This is a genomic window from Mycobacterium sp., from assembly GCF_965229265.1.
Classification (GTDB): Bacteria; Actinomycetota; Actinomycetes; order Mycobacteriales; family Mycobacteriaceae; genus Mycobacterium.
Genome location: NZ_CBDDIY010000008.1, coordinates 29,484 through 45,234, shown reverse-complemented (window position 1 = coordinate 45,234; position 15,751 = coordinate 29,484). Strand labels below are relative to the sequence as shown.

Sequence of the window (15,751 nt, the reverse complement as noted above, 5' to 3'; positions counted from 1 at the left end):
ACCTGAGAACGTGCCCGATCCCGCGACCTACCGCCCCGCGCCCGGGTCGATTCCGGTCGAGCCGGGTGTCTACCGATTCCGGGATCCGCACGGCCGCGTGATCTATGTCGGCAAGGCCAAGAGCCTGCGCAGCCGGCTGACGTCCTACTTCCAGGACATCTCGGCCCTGCATCCCCGCACCCGGCAGATGGTCACCACGGCCGCCAAGGTCGAGTGGACGGTGGTCAACACCGAGGTCGAGGCGCTGCAGCTGGAATACAACTGGATCAAGGAGTTCGACCCGCGGTTCAACGTCCGATACCGCGACGACAAGTCCTATCCGGTGCTGGCGGTCACCCTCGACGAGCAGTACCCCCGGTTGTTCGTCTACCGCGGGCCGCGCCGCAAGGGGGTTCGTTACTTCGGTCCGTACTCACACGCCTGGGCGATCCGCGAGACGCTGGACCTGCTGACCCGGGTGTTCCCGGCGCGAACCTGCTCGGCGGGAGTGTTCAAGCGGCACAGCCAGATCGAGCGGCCGTGCCTGCTGGGCTACATCGACAAGTGTTCGGCGCCGTGCGTCGGTCGGGTCAGTGCCGACGAGCACCGCAAGATCGTGGGAGACTTCTGCGATTTCCTGTCCGGCAAGACCGACCGTTTCGCCCGCGAACTTGAACATCAGATGAACGCCGCGTCCAACCAGCTCGACTTCGAGCGGGCCGCCCGACTGCGCGACGATATCGCCGCGCTCAAGCGCGCACTGGAAAAGCAGGCCGTCGTGCTCGGTGACGGGACTGACGCCGACGTGGTTGCGTTCGCCGACGACGACTTGGAGGCCGCCGTGCAGGTCTTCCACGTGCGCGGCGGTCGCGTGCGCGGCCAGCGTGGCTGGGTGGTCGAAAAGCCCGGTGATCCAGGAGATTCCGGGCAGGCGCAGCTCGTCGAGCAGTTCCTCACCCAGTTCTACGGAGAGCAGGCCGAATTAGGCGGGGCGGCAGACGAATCCACTAATCCGGTGCCGCGCGAGGTGCTGGTGCCCTGCCTGCCGCCCAACGCCGAGGAACTGGCCGACTGGCTGTCGGGCCTGCGCGGCTCGCGGGTGGCGCTGCGGGTGCCGCGCCGGGGTGACAAGAAGGCCCTGGCCGAAACGGTGCACCGCAACGCCCAGGAAGCCCTGCAGCAGCACAAGCTCAAGCGCGCCGGCGACTTCACCGCCAGATCGGCTGCGCTGCAGAACATCCAGGAGTCGCTGGGGCTGGCCGACGCACCGCTGCGCATCGAGTGTGTCGATATCAGCCACGTTCAGGGCACCGACGTGGTGGCCTCCCTGGTGGTCTTCGAGGACGGACTGCCGCGCAAGTCCGACTACCGGCACTTCGCGATCCGGGAGGCTGCCGGTGAGGGACGCTCCGACGATGTCGCCTCGATCGCGGAGGTCACCCGCAGGCGCTTCACCCGGCACGTCCAGGAACAGCAGCGGTCGATCGAGGAATTCTCAGCCGAAGGGAAATCCCGCAGGTTCGCCTACCCGCCCAACCTCTACGTCGTCGACGGCGGCGCGCCGCAGGTCAACGCCGCCCAGGCGGTGCTCGACGACCTGGGCGTCAGCGACGTCGCGGTGATCGGCCTGGCCAAGCGCCTCGAGGAGGTGTGGGTGCCCGCCGAGGCCGACCCGCTGATCATGCCCCGCAACAGCGAGGGCCTGTATCTGCTGCAGCGGGTCCGCGACGAAGCACACCGCTTCGCCATCACCTACCACCGCAGCAAGCGCTCCAAGCGGATGACCGCCTCGGCGCTGGACTCGGTCCCCGGGCTCGGAGAGATCCGGCGCAAGGCGCTGGTCACCCACTTCGGATCGCTGGCCAGACTGCGCCAGGCCAGCGTCGAGGAGATCACAGCGGTGCCAGGGATCGGTACCGCGACCGCTGCCGCAGTATTGGAAGCGCTAGGCGTGACGCTAGATTCGGCGGGATCGGCTGCGCAGGTCGACCCCGTCGGTGAAGATCAGTCAGCTGAACAGGCGACGCGATGACAGAAAACAGCACAGGCGAACACATGCACACCGGACAGACCGGCGAAGAGTCGGGTATCGACGTGGTGTTGGTGACCGGCCTGTCCGGGGCCGGCCGGGGAACCGCCGCGAAGGTACTCGAAGACCTCGGCTGGTATGTCGCCGACAATCTGCCGCCCGAACTCATCGCGCAGATGGTCGACCTCGGCCTGGCCGCCGGCTCGCGGATCACCCAGCTCGCGGTGGTGATGGACGTGCGTTCCCGCGGATTCACCGGCGACCTCGACTCGGTCCGCAACGAGCTGGCGACCCGCGACATCCACCCGCGGGTGTTGTTCATGGAGGCCTCCGACAACATTCTGGTGCGGCGCTACGAGAACAATCGGCGCAGCCATCCGCTGCAGGGCAATCAGACGCTGGCCGAGGGCATCGCCGCCGAACGCGCGATGCTGGCCCCGGTACGGGCGTCGGCGGACCTGATCATCGACACCTCGACGCTGTCGGTGCGCGCCCTGCGCGAGAGCATCGAGCGCGCCTTCGGCAGTGAAGCCGTCGCGCAGACCAGCGTGACGGTCGAGTCGTTCGGGTTCAAGTACGGCCTGCCGATGGATGCCGACATGGTGATGGACGTTCGTTTCCTGCCCAACCCGCACTGGGTCGACGAACTCCGGCCGCACACCGGCCAGCATCCGGCGGTCAGAGATTACGTCCTGAGCCAACCCGGCTCGGCGGAGTTCCTGCAGACCTACCATCAGCTGCTGAGACTCGTCGTCGACGGATACAGCCGGGAGGGGAAGCGCTACATGACGGTGGCCATCGGCTGTACCGGCGGCAAGCATCGCAGTGTCGCCATGGCCGAAGCGCTGACCGGGCTGCTCCAGGGCAATGAGCACCTGACGGTCCGCGTGCTGCACCGCGATCTGGGTCGCGAATGAGCCGGATCGTTGCCCTCGGTGGTGGGCACGGTCTGTATGCGACGCTGTCCGCGGCCCGCCGGTTGACCCCGCACGTCACCGCGGTGGTCACCGTCGCCGACGACGGCGGATCCTCGGGCCGGCTACGCAGCGAACTGGAGATCGTGCCGCCCGGTGATCTGCGAATGGCGTTGGCGGCGTTGGCTTCCGACACCCCGCAAGGCCGGTTGTGGGCCACCATCATCCAGCATCGCTTCGGCGGCAGCGGCGCACTGGCCGGCCACCCGATCGGCAACCTGATGCTGGCCGGTCTCAACGAGGTGCTGGCCGACCCGGTCGCCGCGCTCGATGAGCTGGGCCGCGTCCTCGGCGTCAAGGGCAGGGTGCTGCCGATGTGCCCGGTCGCCCTGCAGATCGAGGCTGACGTGGCGGGCCTGGAAGGCGACCCGCGGATGAGCAGGGTCATCCGCGGCCAGGTGGCGGTGGCCACCACACCCGGCAAGGTCCGGCGAGTGCGCCTGCTGCCCGGGGACCCGCCGGCCACCCGGCAGGCCGTCGACGCCATCATGGCCGCCGACCTCGTCGTGCTCGGGCCGGGCTCCTGGTTCACCAGTGTGATCCCGCACGTGCTGGTACCGGGACTGGTCGAGGCGTTGAAGTCCACCACCGCGCGGCGCGCCCTGGTGCTCAACCTGGCCGCCGAGCCGGGGGAGACCGCGGGCTTCTCGGCCGAGCGGCATCTGCACGTCCTGGCTCAGCACGCTCCTGGCCTCTCGGTGCACGACATCATCGTCGACGCGGCATGCGTCCCATCCGACCGGGAACGTGATCAAGTCCGTCGCACCGCAGGGCTGTTGAATGCTGCAGTTCAGTTTGTCGACGTGTCGAGACCTGGTACACCTTTACATGACCCGGCGAAGCTGGCTGCAGCACTTGACGGTGTGCGCATCCGAGGAACGGTACCCACACCACCCATCCTCCCGCCTGCTGCACCCGTGCAGGCCGGCGGAAGCCGACAGGGGGGCGGAGTGCAGGAACCAACTGGCAACGGACCGAGAGGTGACGACCTGTGGCGATGACTGCCGAGGTGAAGGACGAACTCAGCCGGTTGGTCGTCAACTCCGTGAGTGCCCGCCGTGCTGAGGTGGCCGCGCTGTTGCGCTTCGCCGGCGGCCTGCACATCGTGTCCGGCCGGGTGGTCGTGGAAGCCGAAGTGGACCTGGGCATCATCGCCCGCCGGTTGCGCAAGGACATCTACGACCTCTACGGCTACAACGCGGTTGTGCACGTCCTGTCGGCCAGCGGTATTCGTAAGAGCACCCGCTACCTGGTCCGGGTCGCCAAAGATGGGGAAGCCTTGGCGAGGCAGACCGGTCTGCTGGACATGCGCGGCCGGCCGGTGCGCGGCCTGCCCGCGCAGGTGGTCGGCGGCAGCGTCGGCGACGCCGAGGCGGCGTGGCGCGGGGCCTTCCTGGCCCACGGATCGCTGACCGAGCCCGGGCGGTCCTCGGCGCTCGAAGTCAGTTGTCCCGGACCGGAAGCCGCGCTGGCACTGGTCGGCGCGGCGCGCCGACTCGGCGTCAGCGCCAAGGCCCGCGAGGTACGTGGTACCGACCGGGTCGTCGTGCGCGACGGCGAGGCCATCGGTGCGCTGCTGACCCGGATGGGCGCCCAGGACACCCGGTTGACGTGGGAGGAGCGCCGCATGCGCCGCGAGGTGCGGGCCACCGCGAACCGGCTGGCCAACTTCGACGACGCCAACCTGCGCCGCTCGGCGCGTGCCGCGGTCGCCGCCGCGGCCCGGGTGGAGCGCGCGCTGGAGATCCTGGCCGATACGGTGCCCGAACACCTGGCCGCCGCCGGCCGGCTGCGGGTCGAGCACCGGCAGGCCTCGCTGGAGGAGCTGGGCCGGCTGGCCGAACCGCCGATGACGAAAGATGCTGTCGCGGGCCGCATTCGGCGCCTGCTGTCGATGGCCGACCGCAAAGCCAAGCAGGACGGTATTCCGGATACCGAGTCGGCCGTCACCCCCGATCTGCTCGAGGACGCCTGAGCCGCGCCGGCTCTAGCGGGCCGCCGTCCGCTTGGCCACGTAGGCCTTGAGTTCCGCAGACAGCGCGTCGGCGGCCAGCAACCTGGGCAGCAGCGCGGGATCCGACATTCGGGCGCGGAACACCAGCTCGATCGTCACGTCGTGATCGGGACGGTGGTCGATCTCGACCTGGTCGCCTGCGCGCACGGTTCCGGGGGTGAGCACCCGTAGATAGGCGCCCGGCATTCCGGCGTCGGTGAACGTCTTGATCCAGTTGGCGATGTCCAGGAACGCCGAGAAGGTCCGGCACGGCGTGCGCGGCGCGCACACTTCCAGCATCAATCCGTCGGTGCCGACCCGCCAGCGTTCCCCGATACGCGCCCGGCTCACCTCGATCCCGGAGGTGGTCAGGTTCTCGCCGAACATCCCGTTGGTCAGCGGCCGCGACAGCCGGGTTTCCCACTCGTCGAGGTCTTCCCGTGCGTAGGCGTAGACGGCCTGGTCATCCCCGCCGTGCAGCTTGTGGTTGCCGATCGTGTCGCCGACCAGGCCGCTGCCCAGCCCACCGCGCATCGGCCCCGGTGCGCGCACCAGCACCGGCTCCGAGGTGCCCGCCTTGTCGATACCGGTGGACGTCGACGGCGCATCCGGATTCGCGCGGACCCGGGCCAGATTCACCGACAGCACGCTTGCCACCAGACCAGGGTAATGGTGCACGGGCGCCCCCGCTCACGGCTGCCGCGCAGGTCGGCCGAAAGGCTCTGCACCGACGACGGTTTCGGCACTCCCGCGTCAGCGTCATCTGGCGGCTCGGCCCCCGGATCGGGGGAGCGTCCGGGTGACATTCCAGCCGGTCGCACACGGCGCCGGTCGCGCTACTAGTCTGGGCGGGGGTACTCAGGAGCTACTAGAGGAGACAACGTGACCATCCGGGTTGGCGTTAACGGCTTCGGCCGCATCGGACGCAACTTCTACCGGGCCCTGGCAACACAGCAAGCCGAGGGCAAGGCCAAGGACATCGAGATCGTGGCCGTCAACGACCTCACCGACAACACCACTCTCGCGCACCTGCTGAAGTTCGACACGATCCTGGGGCGCCTGCCCGAGGACGTCAGCCTCGAGGGCGAGGACACCATCGTCATCGGCAACACCAAGATCAAGGCGTTCGAGGTCAAGGAAGGCCCGGCCGCCATCCCGTGGGGAGACCTCGGCGTCGACATCGTGGTCGAGTCGACCGGCATTTTCGTCGACGCCCGGGCCCGCGGACACCTGGAGTCGGGTGCGAAGAAGGTCATCATCTCCGCGCCGGCCAAGGACGAGGACATCACCATCGTCATCGGCGTCAACGACGACAAGTACGACGGCAGCCAGAGCGTCATCTCCAACGCGTCCTGCACCACGAACTGCCTGGGCCCGCTGGCCAAGGTGGTCAACGACGAGTTCGGCATCATCCGTGGCCTGATGACCACCGTCCACGCCTACACCGGAGACCAGAACCTGCAGGATGGTCCGCACAGGGACCTGCGTCGCGCCCGTGCCGCCGCGGTGAACATCGTGCCCACCTCCACCGGTGCGGCCAAGGCCATCGGCCTGGTGCTGCCCGAGCTGAAGGGCAAGCTGGACGGCTACGCCCTGCGGGTGCCGATCCCCACCGGCTCGGTCACCGACCTGACCGTCGAGTTGGAGAAGACGGCCAGCGCCGCGGAGATCAACGCCGCCCTCAAGGCCGCTGCCGAGGGCAAGCTCAAGGGCATCCTGAAGTACTACGACGCCCCGATCGTGTCCAGTGACATCGTCACCGACCCGCACAGCTCGATCTTCGACTCGGGTCTGACCAAGGTCATCGACAACCAGGCCAAGGTGGTGTCCTGGTACGACAACGAGTGGGGCTACTCCAACCGTCTGGTCGACCTCGTCGGCCTGGTCGGCAAGTCCCTCTAACAGCGATGGCTGTCAAGACTCTCGCCGACCTGCTTGCCGAGGGCGTTGCCGGTCGGGGCGTACTGGTGCGCTCCGACCTCAACGTCCCGCTCGACGGCAACCACGCCATCACCGATCCTGGGCGCATCATCGCCTCGGTCCCGACGCTGAAGGCGCTGTCCGACGCCGGGGCCAAGGTCGTGGTGACCGCGCACCTTGGCCGGCCCAAGGGTGGCCCGGATCCGGCGTTCTCGCTGGCTCCGGTTGCCGCCGCACTGGGGGAGAAGCTGGGTCGGCACGTTCAGCTCGCCGGTGACGTGGTCGGCAGCGACGCGCTGGCCCGCGCTGAAGGGCTGACCGACGGCGACATCCTGCTGCTGGAGAACATCCGCTTCGACCCGCGCGAGACCAGCAAGGACGACAGCGAGCGGCTGGCGCTGGCCGAGGCCCTGGTGGAACTCGTCGGTGCGGACGGTGGGTTCGTCTCCGACGGCTTCGGGGTGGTGCACCGCAAGCAGGCCTCGGTGTACGACGTCGCCACGCTGCTGCCGCACTACGCGGGAACGCTGGTGGCCGCCGAGGTCAAGGTGCTCGAGCAGCTGACCAGCTCATCCGAGCGGCCCTATGCCGTGGTGCTGGGCGGGTCCAAGGTGTCGGACAAGCTTGCGGTCATCGAGAACCTCGCCACCAAGGCCGACAGCCTCATCATCGGCGGTGGCATGTGCTTCACCTTCCTTGCCGCGCAAGGGCTTCCGGTGGGGACCTCGCTGCTGCAGGAGGAGATGTTGGATACGTGTCGGGACCTGCTCGAAAAATATGGCGACGTGATTCACCTACCGGTGGACATCGTGGTCGCCGAGAAGTTCGCCGCCGACTCGGCACCGGAAACCGTTGCCGCCGACGCGATCCCAGCCGACAAGATGGGCCTGGATATCGGGCCCGAGTCGGTCAAGCGGTTCGCCGCGCTGCTGTCCAACGCGCGCACCATCTTCTGGAACGGCCCGATGGGTGTGTTCGAGTTCCCGGCGTTCGCCGCGGGTACCAAGGGGGTGGCCGAAGCGATCATCGGTGCGACCGCCAAGGGTGCGTTCAGCGTCGTCGGCGGCGGCGATTCCGCGGCGGCGGTGCGCCAGCTCGGTCTACCGGAGGACGGTTTCTCGCACATTTCGACCGGCGGCGGCGCTTCACTGGAATACCTTGAGGGCAAGGTCCTGCCCGGCATCGAAGTATTGAACTAGGAGTCCTGTGTCCCGTAAACCGCTGATCGCGGGCAACTGGAAGATGAACCTCAACCATTTCGAGGCCATCGCGCTGGTCCAGAAGATCGCGTTCTCGTTGCCCGACAAGTACTTCGACAAGGTCGACGTCACCGTCATCCCGCCGTTCACCGATCTGCGCAGCGTGCAGACCCTGGTCGACGGTGACAAGCTGCGGCTGACCTACGGCGCCCAGGACCTGTCCCAGCACGATTCGGGGGCCTACACCGGCGAGATCAGCGGTGCGTTCCTGGCCAAGCTGGGCTGCACCTTCGTGGTGGTCGGCCACTCCGAGCGCCGCACCTACCACCACGAGGACGACGCGGTGGTCGCGGCCAAGGCGGCCGCGGCGTTCCGGCACGGCCTGACCCCGATCGTGTGTATCGGGGAGCACCTCGAAGTCCGGGAGGCCGGCAACCACGTCGAGTACAACGTCGCCCAGCTGCGTGGGTCGCTGGCCGGTCTCACCACGGAGCAGTTGACCGACGTGGTGATCGCCTACGAGCCAGTGTGGGCCATCGGCACCGGGCGGGTGGCCAGTGCCGCCGACGCCCAGGAGGTGTGTGGAGCCATCCGTAAGGAGCTCGAGGCGCTGGCTTCCGCTGAAATCGCCGCCGGTATCCGGGTGCTCTACGGCGGGTCGGTGAACGCCAAGAACGTCGGCGAACTCTCGGCGCAGCCGGACGTGGACGGTGCCCTGGTCGGCGGAGCCTCGCTGGACGGCGAGCAGTTCGCGACGCTGTCGGCGATCGCCGCCGGCGGGCCGCTGCCGTGACCTGGTCGAGCACCCGGTAGGCTGGCTCGCATGGTTTTGACCCTGCAGATCATCCTGGTGGTCACCAGTGTCCTGGTGGTGCTGCTGGTGCTGCTGCACCGTGCCAAGGGCGGCGGCCTGTCGACGCTGTTCGGCGGCGGTGTGCAGTCGAGCCTGTCCGGGTCGACTGTCGTCGAGAAGAACCTCGACCGCCTGACGCTGTTCGTCACCGGGATCTGGGTGGTGTCCATCGTGGGCATGGCCCTGCAGATCAAATACTCGTAGAGTCGGGCGTCAGCACCACCCGTCGACCGTCTTCGGGCTCCTGCCAGACCTGCTCGACATCGCGGAGCGGTACCGCGCGTGCCGGTGTCCGTAACGTCCCCCGCGTGATCTCGTCCGCGAGTTCGGGGAATTCGGCCAGCATGTCGGCGGTGGCCACCGAGCCCAGGCCGCTGCCGACGATCTGCAGCGGCATCGACCGCAGCGCCGCGGCGGGGATGTCCGCGCCGGCTCCAGCCATCGCGCCGATCTGAATCCATGTCAGCGGTTGTGCCGAGTCGTGCCGCCGGGCGGCGATACCGGCGATCAGGTCCGCGGCGGGCCGGCCCCACACGTAGTCGATGACGATGTCGGCGTGCAGCACGCGGTCGAGGTGGGCGCCGACTTCGTCGAGTGCGATCACGTCGTCGGCCCCCAGAGCGGGCAGGCTCGCCAACTGGCGGCGATTCCGTCCGATCCCCGTCACCGCGCCGGCGCCGAGGTGCTTGGCGACCTGGACGGCCATCGTGCCGGCGCTGCCGGTTGCCCCGAGGATCACCACCGATTGGCCTGGGCAAAAGGTGATGCGACGGCGCAGCGCCACCCACGACGACATGGTCGGGTTCATCGCTGCGGCGATCGCGACCGGATCGGCATCCTCGGGCAGGACGACGCTGCGGCGCAGGTCGATCACCGCCCGCTCGGCCATGACGCCGGTGCCGGTGAAGAAGTAACGCAGGGTGCCGTCGGGTGCGCGTCCGACGCCGTCAACCCCGGGCACGACTGGGAGGGCACCGCCGCTGCTGTAGTGCGTCCCGTTGGCGCGGGATCGCACCAACGGGTGCAGACCTGCGGCGAGGACGTCGACGACGACCTCGTCGGGTGTGCCGGGATGCGGATCCGGGAAGTGCTGATAACTGGGCGGTTTGGCGTAATCGGTGACGACGGCGGCGTACATAGGGCCTTCCAAATTAGGTGGTAGTACGAACTAAATTAGATGGTAATACGAACTAATGCGCTACGCTACGGGCATGGCGGGCGATGGCGCGGTCTCAGAGGAGCTGCTGGAAAGTCTGGTGCGGACGTCGTTCACCGTGATGGCCGCGCTGACCCGCATCGCCGCCGAGCACGACCTGTCGCTGACGCAGCTGCGGACCCTGGCGATCCTGCGCGATCGCGAACCCACGATGGCCGAACTGGCGGCTTTCCTGGGTCTGGAGCGGTCCTCGGTCAGCGGGCTGATGGACCGCGCGGAGCGCCGCGGGCTGGTCCGGCGGACCACCAGCGCCGCGGACGCGCGCGCCGTTCAGGTGAGCCTGACCGCCGAAGGGCACGGCCTGGCCGCCCGGCTCGGCGATCAGGCCGCGACGCTCTTGGCGCCCATGACCGGCCGGTTGAGCGCAGCCCAGCAGAAGCGGCTGTCGGGGTTGTTGTTCGCGATGCTGGATCAGCCGACCGGAAACCAGCGCCCCTCGTAGACGGTGCCCAGCACCGGGATGTCCTTGAGCGCCAGCGGGTCGGTGTAGGGATCCTCGGCCAGAATCGTGAAGTTGGCCAGCTTGCCGGGGGTGATGCTGCCGAGTTCGTGTTCCCGCCGCCACGAATAGGCCGCCTCGATGGTGACCGCCCGCAGCGCGTCGTGCACCGAGATGCACTGTTCGGGTGCGACGGTCCGGCCACTGGGCGTACGCCGGTTCACCGCGCACCAGGCCAGCGTCAGAGGTGCCGCCGGGGCCATCGGCAGGTCGGAATGCAGCGACAGCGGAATGCCGCGGCCCAGCACCGATGCGGCCCGCACCATGGTGTCGGCGCGCCGCGCGCCCAAACCGTGCGCGCGGTACTGGTCGGCGAATCCGACGGGGTAGTAGGGGTTGGCCGAGACGATGCAGCCCAGTGCGGCGATCCGGTCGACCTGTTCCTCGTCGGCATTGGCGAAGTGCACGATCACCGTGCGGTGGTCGGTGCGGGGGTGCCCGGCCATGCAGTCGGCGATGGTGTCGAGAACCAGGTCCAGGCCGGCGTCGCCGTTGACATGAATGTGCAACTGCCAGCCCGCGTTCCAGTACGCCTTCGCGAATGCGCGGAAGGTGTCCGGTTGCATCATCCACTCGCCGTGGTGGCACAGGTCGGGATGGCCGTCGTCGTCCAGATAGGGCTCGCGCATCTGCATCAGCTGGCTGATGATCGCGCCGTCGGCGAACAGCTTGACCTGTCTTGGCAGTAGCCGCACCTTGCCGTGCGCGGCCCGCGCAACTTGTCGTTCGGCGTCGGCGACCGCATCGGCCGGATCCATTGCGGCATCGGCCTGACTGCGTGCATCAACGAGAAATGTTGAACTGAAGGGTGTTTCGTCCGCGCCGAGGATGTCCTGGTACATCGACCACGGTTCGACCGCCCACATGATCCCCGGCTCGTTGATGGCGGTCACGCCATTGCGGTGCAGGTAGGCCACCAGCTGTCGCAATCCGGCGGTGAGCCGGTCCGGATTCATCAAGACCGGTGAGAGCTTCGGTAGCAGCAGGTTGGTACCCGATTCCCACCAATGTCCGGCAGCGAAGTCGACCATGGCGCCGGCTGCGCCGTGGCCGGTCATGTCGGCGGCCCGCAATTCCAGGGCGTCAATGGCGGCCGAGTTGAGAAAGAACTCGTGGCAGGAGCGCTGCCAGATCACGATCGGCCGGCTGGCGCTGACCTGGTCGAGCCTGGCGCGGTCGAGGGGGCCGTGCCAGAGCTTGTGATAACCCCAGGAGATCAGCCATTCGCCGGGGGGCAGCGTGCGGTCGGCGGCGACGAGACGCTGCTGGTATTCGGCTTCGGAATGGGCCGCAGGGCAGGTCCTGTCCGGTAGCGCCCAGTCCTCGATGGCGATGACCTCCGTGACCAGCGTGGTGGCCCCGAGTACGGGATGCAGGTGCTGGTCGATCAGACCGGCGCAGATGATCGCGTCGGCGAAGGTGTCGTCGAGCGTTCCGGCCACGCTCAGCTCGTCGGCGGCGCCCACGCCGGTGACCCGCCCGTCCCGCACCGCCACCGCGGTGGCCTCGGGCCGGGCCGGATCCATGGTGATCACGCGGCGGGCGGTGAACACAGTGGTCGGTGGCGGTGTCATGGGGGTGATCCTGCCCTTTCGAGGCGGACTGTGGACAGCCTCACTGGACTTCGGCCTGCGGCCCGTAGCGGGCACCCCGATACTGGAGGGATGGCTGATGTCTCCGACCTGACCCTGGAGCCGATCGGGGCGGTGCGCCGCACCCAGGTCGGGCGGGAGGCCACCGAGCCGATGCGCGAGGACATCCGGATGCTCGGGGCGATCCTCGGCGACACGGTCCGCGAGCAGAACGGCGACGAGGTGTTCGACCTGGTCGAACGGGCCCGGGTCGAATCGTTCCGGGTGCGTCGATCCGAGATCGACCGCTCCGAGCTGACCCGGCTGTTCGACGGGATCGACGTCCACCGGGCAATCCCGGTGATCCGCGCCTTCAGCCACTTCGCCCTGCTGGCCAATGTCGCCGAGGATATCCACCGCGAACGCCGCCGGGCCATCCACGTCGCGGCGGGGGAACCCCCACAGGACAGCACGCTGGCCGCCACCTACGCCAAGCTCGACGCCGCAGACCTCAACGCCGACATCGTCACCGAGGCGCTGCGCGGTGCGTTGGTGTCGCCGGTGATCACCGCCCATCCGACCGAGACCCGCCGGCGCACGGTGTTCGACACCCAGCACCGCATCACCACGCTGATGCGGCTGCGGCTGCACGGTCAGACTGAGAGCGAGGACGGCCGGCCCATCGAGACCGAGCTGCGCCGCCAGATCCTGACCCTGTGGCAGACCGCGCTGATCCGATTGTCCCGGTTGAAGATTCAAGACGAGATCGAAGTCGGCTTGCGCTATTACCCGGCGGCCTTCTTCGAGGTGATCCCGAAGGTCAACGGCGAGGTGCGCGACGCGCTGCGGTCCCGCTGGCCGGATGCCGGGCTGCTCGACGAGCCCATCCTGCGGCCCGGATCCTGGATCGGCGGGGACCGCGACGGCAACCCGAACGTGACCGCCGAGGTGGTGCGGCTGGCCACCGGCAGTGCCGCCTACACCGCGCTGGCGCACTACTTCGCCGAGTTGACCCGCCTCGAGCAGGAACTGTCGATGTCGGCGCGGCTGGTCAAGACCACCGACGAGCTGGTCGCGCTGGCCGGGGCCTGCGACGAACCGGCCCGGATGGACGAACCCTACCGGCGGGCGCTGCGGGTGGTGCACGCCCGGCTCACCGCCACCGCCGCCGCCATCCTGGACCGCACCCCCGAACACGTCCTCGACCTGGGATTGCCGCCCTACACCACACCCGGCGAGCTACTCGCCGACCTCGACGTCATTGACACCTCGCTGCGTCGCAACGGCAGCGCGCTGCTCGCCGACGATCGACTGGCCAGGCTGCGAGAAGCGGTGGACGTCTTCGGATTTCACCTCAGTGGTCTGGACATGCGGCAGAACTCCGAGGTGCACGAGGAGGTTATCGCCGAGCTGCTGTCCTGGGCCGGGGTGCACTCCGACTACCCGTCGCTGACCGAACCGGAGCGGGTGGAGGTGCTGGTATCCGAGCTGGCGACCCGGCGTCCGCTGGTGCGCGACGACGCCGAGCTGTCCGAGCTGGCCCGCAAGGAGCTCGACATCGTGTTCGCGGCCGCCCGGGCGGTGCGGGTGTTCGGCCCTGAGGCCGTACCCAACTACATCATCTCGATGTGTCAGTCGGTCTCGGACATGCTGGAGGCCGCGATCCTGCTGAAAGAGGCGGGGCTGCTGGATGTTTCGGGGGAGGACGGGTACGCCCCGGTCGGGATTGTGCCCCTGTTCGAGACGATCGACGACCTGCAGCGCGGAGCCTCGATCCTGGAGTCGGTGCTCGACCTGCCGCTATACCGGGCGATGGTGCACGCACGCGGGGAGAGCCAGGAAGTCATGCTGGGCTACTCCGATTCCAACAAGGACGGGGGTTATCTGGCCGCCAACTGGGCGCTGTACCGGGCCGAGCTGGACCTGGTGGAGTCGGCCCGCAAGACCGGCATCCGGCTGCGGCTGTTCCACGGCCGCGGCGGCACGGTCGGCCGCGGCGGTGGCCCGAGCTACGACGCGATCCTGGCCCAGCCGCCCGGGGCGGTGAACGGATCACTGCGGTTGACCGAACAGGGCGAGGTGATCGCCGCCAAGTACGCCGAACCGCGCATTGCCCACCGCAACCTGGAGACGCTGCTGGCCGCCACGCTGGAATCGACGTTGCTCGACGTGGAGGGCCTCGGCGATGCGGCTGGGCCTGCCTATGAGGTGCTCGATGACCTGGCCGCCCGCGCCCAGCGCGCGTATGCCGAATTGGTGCACGAGACACCGGGATTCGTTGAGTATTTCAAGGCTTCGACCCCGGTGAGCGAGATCGGTTCACTCAACATCGGCAGCCGGCCTACCTCCCGTAAACCCACGACGTCGATCGCGGATCTGCGCGCCATCCCGTGGGTGCTGGCCTGGAGCCAGTCGCGGGTGATGCTGCCCGGCTGGTATGGCACCGGCACGGCTTTCCAAGAATGGATCGCCGAAACCGAGGGCAGGCTCGAGGTGCTCCAAGAGCTGTACGTGAAATGGCCGTTCTTCGCCACCGTGCTGTCGAACATGGCGCAGGTGCTGGCCAAGTCCGATATGGGTCTGGCGGCACGGTATTCCGAGCTCGTCGGTGACGAGGAGTTGCGACGACGGGTCTTCGACAAAATCGCCGCCGAGCATGAACGCACCATCGGCATGTACAAGCTCATCACCGGGCAGGACGACCTGCTGGCCGATAACCCGGCGCTGGCCCGATCGGTGTTCAACCGCTTCCCGTACCTGGAGCCGCTCAACCATCTGCAGGTCGAGTTGCTGCGGCGCTACCGGTCCGGGGACACCGACGAACTGGTACAGCGCGGCATCCTGCTGACCATGAGCGGGCTGGCCTCGGCGCTGCGCAACAGCGGCTGACGCCGCTACCCAGACAGAATGATGGGCCGGTCACCTCGATCGGGGGATGTCGAGGCAACCGGCCCATCACCGGTGTTGTGTCGCTCAGCCCTGGTTGATCCAGGCGCCCCAGGGGACGTAGGTCGGCGCCGGATCGGCGTAGGTGTCGGGCGAGGCGACGATCTCGTTGTTCGCGTGCACACCCCAGGTGTCGGTCGCGGAGTAGCCGTTGGAGGTGTAGACGTCGGCGCTGGCCGGGCCGGCCAGCGCAAGGGCGGCGCCAGCGAAGACGGCGCCGGCGACCGCGGGTGCGGCGAGCAGTGCAGCGAGGCGGTTGTTCATCATCATGGTGTCCCTCCCGGTGCTTCGTCGGCCCGGTGGCCGATCTGTTGGTGTGCTGCCCACTAATCTGCCCTAACCTGCGGCGATGGTCGATCGGGCGACCGGCCCTTCTTCATGTCCCCCAATCGGGGGACAGAGCGGTCGGCGGGAACCGGCATCGCGGATTCGGCGTCGAACTCGGTATGACCCAACCCGACTTCCAGGTCTCCCTGGAAAACACCGCCGAACTCATCGGGCCGCTTCCCGCGGTCGCTCCGCCCGTGCTGGCCGACTGGGACGTCGCCGATCCCGCCGAGCGCTGGTGGTAG

At 68.3% G+C, this 15,751-nt stretch carries 15 protein-coding genes; 11 read left to right on the top strand and 4 right to left on the bottom strand.

Annotation, left to right across the window (positions count from 1 at the left end; translation table 11 throughout):
- Nucleotides 1-10: 10 nt before the first annotated feature.
- Genes uvrC through whiA form a run of 4 tightly spaced genes read left to right on the top strand, consistent with a single transcriptional unit; the run spans nucleotide 11 to nucleotide 4,957 of the window.
- Nucleotides 11-2,011, top strand: coding sequence for an excinuclease ABC subunit UvrC (gene uvrC / locus ADBZ9K_RS00745; RefSeq protein ID WP_526617805.1), 2,001 nt, complete (start codon nucleotides 11-13; stop codon nucleotides 2,009-2,011).
- A 23-nt stretch (nucleotides 2,012-2,034) separates the two neighbouring features.
- Nucleotides 2,035-2,925: an RNase adapter RapZ gene (gene rapZ, locus ADBZ9K_RS00740; protein ID WP_526617847.1), complete on the top strand. Its 891-nt coding sequence runs from the start codon at nucleotides 2,035-2,037 to the stop codon at nucleotides 2,923-2,925.
- The gene (locus tag ADBZ9K_RS00735) at nucleotides 2,922-3,983 is read left to right on the top strand and encodes a gluconeogenesis factor YvcK family protein (RefSeq protein WP_526617803.1); all 1,062 of its coding nucleotides are present in this window, start codon (nucleotides 2,922-2,924) and stop codon (nucleotides 3,981-3,983) included. Before rapZ ends, ADBZ9K_RS00735 begins: the two co-directional genes overlap by 4 nt.
- On the top strand, nucleotides 3,974-4,957 hold the full coding sequence (gene whiA, locus ADBZ9K_RS00730) for a DNA-binding protein WhiA (RefSeq protein WP_526617802.1): 984 nt from the start codon (nucleotides 3,974-3,976) through the stop codon (nucleotides 4,955-4,957). The genes ADBZ9K_RS00735 and whiA overlap by 10 nt, the downstream gene beginning before the upstream one ends.
- A gap of 12 nt (nucleotides 4,958-4,969) precedes the next feature.
- Here the strand turns inward: whiA and ADBZ9K_RS00725 are convergent, their stop codons facing one another.
- Complete coding sequence (locus tag ADBZ9K_RS00725) at nucleotides 4,970-5,632, bottom strand: MOSC domain-containing protein (RefSeq protein WP_526617800.1); 663 nt, start codon at nucleotides 5,630-5,632, stop codon at nucleotides 4,970-4,972.
- 225 nt (nucleotides 5,633-5,857) lie between these two features.
- On the opposite strand from ADBZ9K_RS00725, the gene gap reads away from it, so the two are divergent.
- Genes gap through secG form a run of 4 tightly spaced genes read left to right on the top strand, consistent with a single transcriptional unit; the run spans nucleotide 5,858 to nucleotide 9,151 of the window.
- On the top strand, nucleotides 5,858-6,877 hold the full coding sequence (gene gap / locus ADBZ9K_RS00720; protein WP_526617799.1) for a type I glyceraldehyde-3-phosphate dehydrogenase: 1,020 nt from the start codon (nucleotides 5,858-5,860) through the stop codon (nucleotides 6,875-6,877).
- Between the two features lie 5 nt (nucleotides 6,878-6,882).
- Nucleotides 6,883-8,094 carry a phosphoglycerate kinase gene (locus ADBZ9K_RS00715; protein WP_526617798.1) on the top strand — a complete coding sequence of 404 codons (1,212 nt, stop codon included), beginning with the start codon at nucleotides 6,883-6,885 and terminating at the stop codon, nucleotides 8,092-8,094.
- A gap of 7 nt (nucleotides 8,095-8,101) precedes the next feature.
- Nucleotides 8,102-8,887 (top strand): triose-phosphate isomerase, encoded by a 786-nt coding sequence (gene tpiA / locus ADBZ9K_RS00710; RefSeq protein WP_526617797.1) that lies wholly within the window; start codon nucleotides 8,102-8,104, stop codon nucleotides 8,885-8,887.
- 30 nt (nucleotides 8,888-8,917) lie between these two features.
- On the top strand, nucleotides 8,918-9,151 hold the full coding sequence (gene secG / locus ADBZ9K_RS00705; RefSeq protein ID WP_099251382.1) for a preprotein translocase subunit SecG: 234 nt from the start codon (nucleotides 8,918-8,920) through the stop codon (nucleotides 9,149-9,151).
- On the opposite strand, the gene ADBZ9K_RS00700 is transcribed toward secG, so the two are convergent.
- On the bottom strand, nucleotides 9,138-10,085 hold the full coding sequence (locus tag ADBZ9K_RS00700; protein WP_526617796.1) for a quinone oxidoreductase family protein: 948 nt from the start codon (nucleotides 10,083-10,085) through the stop codon (nucleotides 9,138-9,140). The genes secG and ADBZ9K_RS00700 overlap by 14 nt on opposite strands.
- A gap of 73 nt (nucleotides 10,086-10,158) precedes the next feature.
- On the opposite strand from ADBZ9K_RS00700, the gene ADBZ9K_RS00695 reads away from it, so the two are divergent.
- Nucleotides 10,159-10,605: a MarR family winged helix-turn-helix transcriptional regulator gene (locus ADBZ9K_RS00695; RefSeq protein WP_526617794.1), complete on the top strand. Its 447-nt coding sequence runs from the start codon at nucleotides 10,159-10,161 to the stop codon at nucleotides 10,603-10,605.
- Here ADBZ9K_RS00695 and ADBZ9K_RS00690 read toward each other — a convergent pair.
- On the bottom strand, nucleotides 10,575-12,236 hold the full coding sequence (locus ADBZ9K_RS00690; protein ID WP_526617793.1) for an amidohydrolase: 1,662 nt from the start codon (nucleotides 12,234-12,236) through the stop codon (nucleotides 10,575-10,577). The two genes, ADBZ9K_RS00695 and ADBZ9K_RS00690, sit on opposite strands and share 31 nt — an antisense overlap.
- A 90-nt stretch (nucleotides 12,237-12,326) precedes the next feature.
- On the opposite strand from ADBZ9K_RS00690, the gene ppc reads away from it, so the two are divergent.
- Nucleotides 12,327-15,122, top strand: coding sequence for a phosphoenolpyruvate carboxylase (gene ppc / locus ADBZ9K_RS00685; protein WP_526617792.1), 2,796 nt, complete (start codon nucleotides 12,327-12,329; stop codon nucleotides 15,120-15,122).
- 84 nt (nucleotides 15,123-15,206) lie between these two features.
- On the opposite strand, the gene ADBZ9K_RS00680 is transcribed toward ppc, so the two are convergent.
- Complete coding sequence (locus ADBZ9K_RS00680) at nucleotides 15,207-15,449, bottom strand: hypothetical protein (protein WP_526617791.1); 243 nt, start codon at nucleotides 15,447-15,449, stop codon at nucleotides 15,207-15,209.
- 176 nt (nucleotides 15,450-15,625) lie between these two features.
- On the opposite strand from ADBZ9K_RS00680, the gene ADBZ9K_RS00675 reads away from it, so the two are divergent.
- The gene (locus ADBZ9K_RS00675; RefSeq protein ID WP_526617790.1) at nucleotides 15,626-15,751 is read left to right on the top strand and encodes a hypothetical protein; all 126 of its coding nucleotides are present in this window, start codon (nucleotides 15,626-15,628) and stop codon (nucleotides 15,749-15,751) included.

Excerpts from the sequence above, each read along its gene's own strand:
- rapZ (WP_526617847.1), top strand. The coding sequence starts at position 2,035 with ATGCACACCGGACAGACCGGCGAAGAGTCGGGTATCGACGTGGTGTTG.
- ADBZ9K_RS00735 (WP_526617803.1), top strand. The coding sequence starts at position 2,922 with ATGAGCCGGATCGTTGCCCTCGGTGGTGGGCACGGTCTGTATGCGACG.
- ADBZ9K_RS00715 (WP_526617798.1), top strand. The coding sequence starts at position 6,883 with ATGGCTGTCAAGACTCTCGCCGACCTGCTTGCCGAGGGCGTTGCCGGT.
- secG (WP_099251382.1), top strand. The coding sequence starts at position 8,918 with ATGGTTTTGACCCTGCAGATCATCCTGGTGGTCACCAGTGTCCTGGTG.
- ADBZ9K_RS00700 (WP_526617796.1), bottom strand. The coding sequence starts at position 10,085 with ATGTACGCCGCCGTCGTCACCGATTACGCCAAACCGCCCAGTTATCAG.
- ADBZ9K_RS00695 (WP_526617794.1), top strand. The coding sequence starts at position 10,159 with ATGGCGGGCGATGGCGCGGTCTCAGAGGAGCTGCTGGAAAGTCTGGTG.
- ADBZ9K_RS00690 (WP_526617793.1), bottom strand. The coding sequence starts at position 12,236 with ATGACACCGCCACCGACCACTGTGTTCACCGCCCGCCGCGTGATCACC.
- ppc (WP_526617792.1), top strand. The coding sequence starts at position 12,327 with ATGGCTGATGTCTCCGACCTGACCCTGGAGCCGATCGGGGCGGTGCGC.
- ADBZ9K_RS00680 (WP_526617791.1), bottom strand. The coding sequence starts at position 15,449 with ATGATGATGAACAACCGCCTCGCTGCACTGCTCGCCGCACCCGCGGTC.
- ADBZ9K_RS00675 (WP_526617790.1), top strand. The coding sequence starts at position 15,626 with ATGACCCAACCCGACTTCCAGGTCTCCCTGGAAAACACCGCCGAACTC.